The 7,162-nt window shown below is 70.5% G+C and carries 12 protein-coding genes; 5 read left to right on the plus strand and 7 right to left on the minus strand.

The window, feature by feature from the left end; all coding sequences use genetic code 11:
- A partial coding sequence (locus B7X32_RS16480; RefSeq protein WP_292722028.1) for a hypothetical protein occupies nt 1-315 on the plus strand: 315 nt, incomplete at its 5' end.
- A 115-nt stretch (nt 316-430) separates the two neighbouring features.
- Here B7X32_RS16480 and B7X32_RS16485 read toward each other — a convergent pair.
- The 3 genes from B7X32_RS16485 to B7X32_RS16495 all read right to left on the minus strand — a co-directional run bounded on the left by B7X32_RS16485 (nt 431) and on the right by B7X32_RS16495 (nt 1,788).
- Nucleotides 431-1,156 (minus strand): aminoglycoside 3'-phosphotransferase, encoded by a 726-nt coding sequence (locus tag B7X32_RS16485; RefSeq protein ID WP_292722031.1) that lies wholly within the window; start codon nt 1,154-1,156, stop codon nt 431-433.
- Between the two features lie 74 nt (nt 1,157-1,230).
- On the minus strand, nt 1,231-1,395 hold the full coding sequence (locus B7X32_RS16490) for a hypothetical protein (protein ID WP_292722035.1): 165 nt from the start codon (nt 1,393-1,395) through the stop codon (nt 1,231-1,233).
- A gap of 138 nt (nt 1,396-1,533) precedes the next feature.
- Nucleotides 1,534-1,788 carry a hypothetical protein gene (locus B7X32_RS16495; protein ID WP_292722038.1) on the minus strand — a complete coding sequence of 85 codons (255 nt, stop codon included), beginning with the start codon at nt 1,786-1,788 and terminating at the stop codon, nt 1,534-1,536.
- Between the two features lie 218 nt (nt 1,789-2,006).
- On the opposite strand from B7X32_RS16495, the gene B7X32_RS16500 reads away from it, so the two are divergent.
- On the plus strand, nt 2,007-2,879 hold the full coding sequence (locus tag B7X32_RS16500; protein WP_292722058.1) for an SDR family oxidoreductase: 873 nt from the start codon (nt 2,007-2,009) through the stop codon (nt 2,877-2,879).
- Nucleotides 2,880-2,926: 47 nt separating this feature from the next.
- Nucleotides 2,927-3,457: an FHA domain-containing protein gene (locus B7X32_RS16505; RefSeq protein WP_292722041.1), complete on the plus strand. Its 531-nt coding sequence runs from the start codon at nt 2,927-2,929 to the stop codon at nt 3,455-3,457.
- Here B7X32_RS16505 and B7X32_RS16510 read toward each other — a convergent pair.
- Nucleotides 3,454-3,672, minus strand: a complete 219-nt coding sequence (locus B7X32_RS16510) for a hypothetical protein (protein WP_292722043.1) — start codon at nt 3,670-3,672, stop codon at nt 3,454-3,456. The two genes, B7X32_RS16505 and B7X32_RS16510, sit on opposite strands and share 4 nt — an antisense overlap.
- A 245-nt stretch (nt 3,673-3,917) precedes the next feature.
- Between B7X32_RS16510 and B7X32_RS16515 the strand changes: the two genes are divergently transcribed.
- Nucleotides 3,918-4,256: an ATP-dependent DNA ligase gene (locus B7X32_RS16515; protein ID WP_292722046.1), complete on the plus strand. Its 339-nt coding sequence runs from the start codon at nt 3,918-3,920 to the stop codon at nt 4,254-4,256.
- 24 nt (nt 4,257-4,280) lie between these two features.
- Here the strand turns inward: B7X32_RS16515 and B7X32_RS16520 are convergent, their stop codons facing one another.
- The 3 genes from B7X32_RS16520 to B7X32_RS16530 are packed head-to-tail and all read right to left on the minus strand — an operon-like array spanning nt 4,281 to nt 6,637.
- Nucleotides 4,281-4,682, minus strand: coding sequence for a hypothetical protein (locus B7X32_RS16520; RefSeq protein ID WP_292722048.1), 402 nt, complete (start codon nt 4,680-4,682; stop codon nt 4,281-4,283).
- A gap of 54 nt (nt 4,683-4,736) precedes the next feature.
- Nucleotides 4,737-5,252: a DUF6328 family protein gene (locus B7X32_RS16525; protein WP_292722050.1), complete on the minus strand. Its 516-nt coding sequence runs from the start codon at nt 5,250-5,252 to the stop codon at nt 4,737-4,739.
- Nucleotides 5,253-5,263: 11 nt separating this feature from the next.
- The gene (locus B7X32_RS16530) at nt 5,264-6,637 is read right to left on the minus strand and encodes an Nramp family divalent metal transporter (protein ID WP_292722053.1); all 1,374 of its coding nucleotides are present in this window, start codon (nt 6,635-6,637) and stop codon (nt 5,264-5,266) included.
- A gap of 169 nt (nt 6,638-6,806) precedes the next feature.
- Here B7X32_RS16530 and B7X32_RS16535 point away from each other — a divergent pair, with 169 nt between their 5' ends.
- On the plus strand, nt 6,807-7,067 hold the full coding sequence (locus B7X32_RS16535; RefSeq protein ID WP_292722055.1) for a Rho termination factor N-terminal domain-containing protein: 261 nt from the start codon (nt 6,807-6,809) through the stop codon (nt 7,065-7,067).
- The last annotated feature ends 95 nt before the right edge of the window (nt 7,068-7,162 follow it).

A 7,162-nucleotide genomic window follows, 5' to 3' on the forward strand; every position in this document is an offset into this window, starting at 1 on the left:
GACGTGACGGGCCCCGCCGATGTTCCTGTCACGGTCGGGGCGGTCGCGGTTCCCGTCACGGTCGGGGCCGCCGTCGGCGCGCAGGCCGTCAGCGCGCCGACGGCGAGCGCGATCGCAAGCAGGGGGGCGATGCGTCCGGAGCGCGCTCTGGCGCGTCGTGCGGATCTGCTCATGGTCACCTCCCGAGTGCGTCTTCTCAGGATCCTCGTCGTCCGGGAATCCCGCCAGAGCCGGCGCGACCCGCGCCTGTCCGCGCCGATCCGGCCCGCCCACCTCGGAGTCGTCCCCACGAGCGCACGCCATGGCGTCCGCTGACGGGGACGACTCGAAGGTGGGGAAGCCAGAAACGGAGTCGTCCCCGCGAGCGCACCCCATGGCGTCCGCTGACGGGGACGACTCGAAAGTAGGGGGGAGAAGGGGGGAGGGGGGCTCAGGTCGCGTTCCAGAGGTCGCGGTAGTAGGCGAGACGCTCGCGATCCGGATCCACGCCGTAGGCCTCGATGAGAAGGTCCTCGTACCCGGGGCCGTAGTTCCACTCGGTGCTCATCGAGGCGACCGCGATGTCGGCCCATCTGTCGGCGGTGCCGAGCGCGGCGAGGTCGACGTGCGCGATGCCGCGGCCGGCGTTGTCGAGCAGGGTGTTCGGCACGCAGGCGTCGCCGTGGCAGACGACCAGGCGGTCGATCGGCGGGGACGCGTGCAGTCGCTCCGGCACGACGATCCCGCGCTCCGCGGCGTTCGCGATCCGGTGCTCGACGTCCCAGCTCCACGGGCATTCGGCGGCGGGCAGCGCGTCATGCAACTGCCGCAAGGCCGATCCGACGGCCCGCACAGCGATCTCGGGCCGCGCGATCCAGGTCGGATCCACTGCGCTGCGACCGGGGATCGACGCCGTCACGAGCCACTCGTGCGTGCGGTCCTCGCCCTGCTCCAGGACGTGCGGCACGAGGGTCCAGGCACTCGCCCAGCGCATCCGCTCCGCCTCGTCGCGCATGGTCGCCTCGCGGTGTCGCGGGCCCCACTTCAGGAATCGCCCGTCGTCGGTGCGGAAGGTGAGTCCGCCGATACCGTTCTCCCACACGGGCGTGAGGGAGGCGGATCCGGCCAGCTCCCTCACGCGATCGGGCACGTCCACATGGTCGACGGGGATGCTCATGCATCCATCCTGCCCGCAGGCGAGGGAGGGAGAGCCGGCGTCGCCGGCTCTCCCTGGTCAGTGTCCTGCAGCCGTCACGGCGCCCGGCGACCCGTGACCGACCGGAGCAGCCAGGCGATCACGGCGAGGACCAGCAGTACCAGCCCGACCCACAGCAGGAAGTTCAGGGACTGCACGAGACCACCCGTGATGGCCAGGATGATGGCCACAACGATGATGATGACGAAGAGGATGTTCATGACGGACTCCTTCCACGTGCCGCAGGTGCGACCGCTGGTTCACGGTAGGCGCCGACGGCTGCTGCTGCACAGGGGCTTGACGGCGAGGGGTTCCGGATGGCAGGGGGTGGTTCGCCGCTGGTCTCCCGGCCGCGGTCTTCACGTCGGCCCGCCCGCGAGGGGCTGGTGCGAGGGGGCGCTGCTCACGGCCTCCAGCACGTCGGCGACGGAGGCGTAGCGGATCCTCTCGGCGACCGGCCGCAGCCAGACCACCTCGACCTGCTCCGCCGAGACCCGGCTCACGCAGGCGACCGTGTGCCGGGCGTCGGTGCGGTCGAAGCTGTCGTCCAGGATCAGCCACTCGTTCTCCGTGAGCCGACGCATCTCGAAACGCGTCGGTGTCATCATCGACATCTCACTCCCCTCGTCTACGGACGAGGATGGGCCGCGGATCGTGCGGCGTCACGGCCCTTGACAGTCCGGCCGGAGGAGGGGTATCTGCAGCGCGCGCACGGCGCGCAGGATCCGTCGAGGATGGGCCGACCGGCCGTCCCTAGACAACGCACCCGCGATCGTCAAGCCCCTCGCCGGTCCGGTGCTCGCTGTCTAGCGTGCCGGGCATGAGCTACAGCATGACCGACCCACGGACCAAGTACCCGCCGCTGCCGGACCCGACGGATCCGGGCAACGACCAGCCAGGGCTGCTGGACGAGACGGAACCGCGACCGGACCACGGCGAGGAGAGCTATCGCGGCTCCGCTCGATTGCCCGCGCGCCATGCGCTGATCACCGGCGGCGACTCCGGGATCGGGCGGGCCGTCGCGATCGCCTTCGCGCGGGAGGGCGCCGACGTGGCGCTCAGCTACCTGCCCGCGGAGCAGGCGGATGCGGAGGACACGGCGGACTGGATCCGCAGAGCCGGCAGGCAGGCGGTGCTGCTTCCGGGGGATCTCACGGACGAGCAGGAGTGCGCGGATCTCGTCGCCGATGCGGCGGAGAGCCTCGACGGCCTCGACATCCTGGTCCTGAACGCCGGATACCAGCGCAGCAGGGGAGAGGTCGACGAGATCCCGCCGGAGGAGTTCGACAAGGTCATGCACACGAACCTCTACGCGCCCTTCTGGCTCGCACAGGCCGCGTTGCCGTTCCTGCGGCCGGGATCCTCGATCATCGCGACCACGTCGATCCAGGCATACGATCCGTCGCCCGGGCTCTTCGACTACGCGCTCACGAAGGCGGGCCTCGTCGCCTTCGTGCAGATGCTCGCGGAACAGCAGGGACCGCACGGCATCCGCGTGAACGGCGTGGCCCCCGGCCCCATCTGGACACCCCTCATCCCCGCGACGGACTGGCCCGAGAAGCTGCCGACCTTCGGGGAGGACACCCCGCTCGGCCGCGCCGGCCAGCCGGCGGAGCTCGCGGGCGCCTACGTCTTCCTCGCCTCCGAGGATGCGTCCTACGTCTCCGGAGGGATCATCCCCGTCACGGGCGGGCGCCACCTCTGAACCACGGCGACGGCACCCGCGAAGGAACCCACGAAAGGACCGATGTCATGAACGAGACGGAAGCACACCCCGAGACCACGACGCACGCGGACTGGGGCGCAGGGCAGCCCCGGCTGCTCGTCGCCTCCGCGGAGCGCCGGTTCACCTTCGACATCCCGGACGAGGGCGTAACGATCGGCTCGGCGCAAGACTGCGGCCTGCGCCTTCCCGACACGGATCTGGTGCATGCCGTCATCCGGCACGATTCCCGCGACGAGTACGTGCTGGAGATGCGGGGCGCGGGGGAGACGAGCGCGAACGTCGAGAAGTCGGACGAGGAGGAGCGCCGTCCCGTCGAGATCCTGCGCACCGGCGCCCGCTTCACCCTCGGCCCGTGGCGTCTCGTCTTCACGCGCGACGAGTTCGCCGATCACGGGCGCCCCTTCGGCGGGCGCGAGGGAGGGGAGTTCTCGGATCAGCGCGAGCAGCCGGATCGTCCCGACTACCCGCGCGAATCACGCCAGGCGCGCGAGACCGCGCGGCAGGAGACCATGGCAGAGCAGCCCGACGCGGCAGGGCGCCGCATCGAAGGAAGCTAGTCCACCATCTCCTGCTGCGTGCGGATGAACGTGCGGTCGCCGTCGCTGAGCTGAGCCGACGGGTCCACGGTCGAGCCGATGATCCGCTCGATCTCCTCGCGGACGTCGTCGGGCACGACACCGTCGTGCTGCTCCTCGAGCCGTTGCTTCGAGCGTGCGGACAGGTGCGGCCACCATTGGTGGACCTCGGGCAGCAGATGGCTTTCAGGAATCATGATCTCCTCCTTCTTCGCCGGCGGGGCCTGGGGCGCCGGACCGGGGGCGGCACGGGCGTCCCAGGCTCCTCCGCGACACGATAGACCTGGACGGACGGCCCCGCGGGGGGCTTCCGATCGCGGCTGCGGAGTCGTATCATCACGGCGCGGCGCGAACGGAAGGGCGCCCGCCGTGTCGTTTCGCGCACCATGATGAGGTGGGGGATGGGCGATGCGCGGGGAACAGTGAAGGAGACGGGAACCAGATGGGCAGATTCAGCTACGAGGGCCAGACGCACGCGGATCTGGACGATCGCGCGCTCGCCCACGTGCAGATGGTGGTCGCGAACAAGCTGCGTCGTGGCGAGCCGTTCTACTTCACCTGGAAGGACGACCCCAGCATCGGGCACGGCCGCACCTCGGTCTGGATCCACCCCTCCTGCACCATGGTCTTCACCTACCACGGCGGCCGCCGCCCGCCCCTGAACAGGCTGTGGATCGAGGCGCTCAGCCAGCTGGCGAACACGCCGGGGGGACTCCGGCTGATCCCCGAACCGACCCAGGTGGACGAGATGCAGTTCGACGACAGCGGTCAGATCCAGTGACGGAGGGCTGAGCCGCCGCCACGGTCAGTCCGGCGGTTCGCTCGTGGGGCGTGCCGGGTTGGCCGCACCGGACTCGGTGTCCTCACCGATGCCGTCGGCCCCCGTCGCGCCGTCGACCCGTCCCGGATCGTCGCCCTGCACGCCGGGTCGCTGCGTCGGCATCGTCGCCGCACCCTTGCCGTACGGATCCTCACCGGGCTTCGCGTACGGATCGTCCGACTCCTCCGGAGCGCGATCCCGTGCGTGCTCCGCGTGCGGGTGGTGCCGGGCGCCGTCGTCCGGCGCGTTCTCCGGTCGAGTGCCGTCGTGCTCTGTGCCCTCCGCCGCGCGCTCGCGGTCGGCGTCCTCATCGGGCTGCCCCGGCTTCTCGGGTCGTGCGTGATGCACGTTCGGCGGCAGCAGCCCCTCGTCGTCGATCTCGCTCATCGGTCTCTCCTCTGCTGGTCTTCTGTCATGTGCCAGGGTGCGAGATCGGGACGATCACCGCGAGGGCCTTGACAACGGTGCGGCGACGTCGTCGGCGCGGTGCCTCCGGTGCGGTGTGCGGCGCACGCGCGGATGGGTGGGCACGGCCCAGATCACCACACCGCCCGCCAGCGCGACGAGCCCGGCGATCAGCGCGGCGGCGGGGCCGAGCACCACGTCGAAGACGAAGACCGCCACGCCCACGGCGAGCAGCGTGACGAGAAGGAGCAGGGCGACGAGGATGCGGGTGCTCGTCGCGACGAGTCGGCGATCCGGATCCCGCGAGGGGCGCTTGCGATGCTGGACGACAGGCAGGAGCCCGAGCAGCGTCGCCCCGCACGCCAGGACGACCAGCACGAGATAGATGATGCGCGCGTGCCAGGGAAGCGTCGTGAACGTCGGCTGGAAGGCGACGGACAGCAGGAAGCCGGAGATGATCTGCGTCCCGGTCTGCGTGACCCGCAGCTCCTGCAGCACGCGCTCCCAGCGCCGCGAGACGTCGGCCTGCGACGCTCCCGCGATCGTGGTCACCCGGGGGCGGATCATGCTCCCGTCGCCAGCGCGAAGATGCCGAAGGCGCCCGCGGCGCACATGATGCCGGCGGTGGCCCAGCCGAGGGTGCGGGCGATCGGGCCGTTGCGTTCCTTGCCCATCAGCTTCCTGTCACCGGTCACGAGCATCAGCATGATCACGAACGGCCCTGCGGCGATGGCGTTGATGACGGCGGCGATCACGAGCAGGCTGATCGGATCCACGCCGACCAGCGCCAGCACGATCGCTGTGAGCAGTCCCACGAGCAGCAGTGCGTAGAAGGTCTTGGCGCGGTGCGGCGGCCGGTCCAGGCTCCACGGCCGGTCGAGCAGCGCCGCGAACCCCGCGGCTCCGGAGGCGGCGAGCACCGGCACGGCCAGGATGCCGGATCCGATGAATCCCAGGGCGAACAGGATCGAGGCGTAGTCGCCGGCGATCGGCTTGAGCGCCTGTGCGGCCTCCGCCGCGGAGGAGACGGCCTTGTGGTGCTCTCCGAGGGTGGCGGCGGAACCCACGATGATCGCGAACATGATCCCGACGGAGAAGACCATCCCCGTGATGACGTCGAGGCGGCCCAGCAGCAGCATGCGCCGCGCCTTGGTCGGCTTCCGGTCGTCGAGACGCGGCGGATCCTCGCCGCGCGATCCGGAGCGCAGCATCTCCTCCCTCTCCTCGGTCTGCCAGAAGAACATGTACGGACTGATCGTCGTTCCGAGGACGGCCGCGACGAGCGCCAGATAGCCGGTCTCCCAGCGGAACCCCTGGCCCAGGATTCCGGCGCCGACCGCGGCCCAGTCCACGTGCGCCACCACGAGCACGGCGACGTAGGCGAAGAGCACCAGGCAGAGCCACTTGAAGATCCGGGCGATCCACGAGAACGATCCCCGCACCACCACGACGCCGATGAGCACGCCGATGATGAGCGACCAGAGCGGCGCGGGCCCCGCGTGCATCAGCTGCATGCCCTGCCCGATCGCGACAAGGTCCGCCGCGGCGTTCACGCTGTTGGAGACGAGGAGCGCGGCCAGCAGCACCGTGACCCAGACGCGCGCGCCGTGCTGGAATCGCTGCCGGATCAGGGATCCGAACGAGTCGCCCGTCGCGAGCGTCATGCGCTCGCAGGCCTCCTGCACCACGATCATCAGCGGGAGGGTGAGCGGAACCGTCCACAGGAGCCCCATGCCGAACCGGGCGCCGGCCTGCGCGTAGGTGGCGATCCCGGACGGGTCGTCGTCCGCGGCGCCCGTGACGATCCCGGGGCCGAGGACGCGCAGGACCCGCCCGATGCGTCCCGGCTCCTTCTTCGCCCTCTTCGTGCCGCCGGATCCGTTGTTCTTCTCGGGTGCGTTCCGGGCGTCGGTGCCCGTGCCGGTGCGGTCTTCCATGACGTCAGGGTCGGGTCGCCGGCCGGTGCGCGCCAGTGGCTTGACGGGCGGGGGCGCGGCGTGCGAGGGCGTGGACGTCCTTTGTCAACCCCGTGGCCGGAGCCGATCGCCGGTTCGTAGCGTGGCGGCGTACCGACCGACCGCACCACCACGACCGAAGGAGGACGACATGCCCCGTCAACCCGAGCTCAAGGATCCGGAGCTGTACGAGAAGCTGCGCGACGAGGGGAACTCGAAGGAGAAGGCGGCCCGCATCTCGAACGCGGCGGCCAAGGAGGGGCGCGGCGCCGTCGGCCGCCGCGGCGGCGAATCGGGATCCTACGACGACTGGACCGTCGACGACCTGCGCCACCGCGCGAAGGAGCTCGGCCTGCACGGTTACTCCGGCAAGCGGAAGCAGGAGCTCATCCACATGCTGCGCGACCACTGACTCCGTTCTGGTTCTGCGCCTCCACGGGTCGGCCTGTAGAGCTAAAAGTAGAGAGACTGGGAAGCCTGTGGGGAGCGTTCAAGGCGGGGGTCAAT

Source organism: Microbacterium sp. 13-71-7 (assembly GCF_002257455.1).
GTDB lineage: Bacteria > Actinomycetota > Actinomycetes > Actinomycetales > Microbacteriaceae > Microbacterium.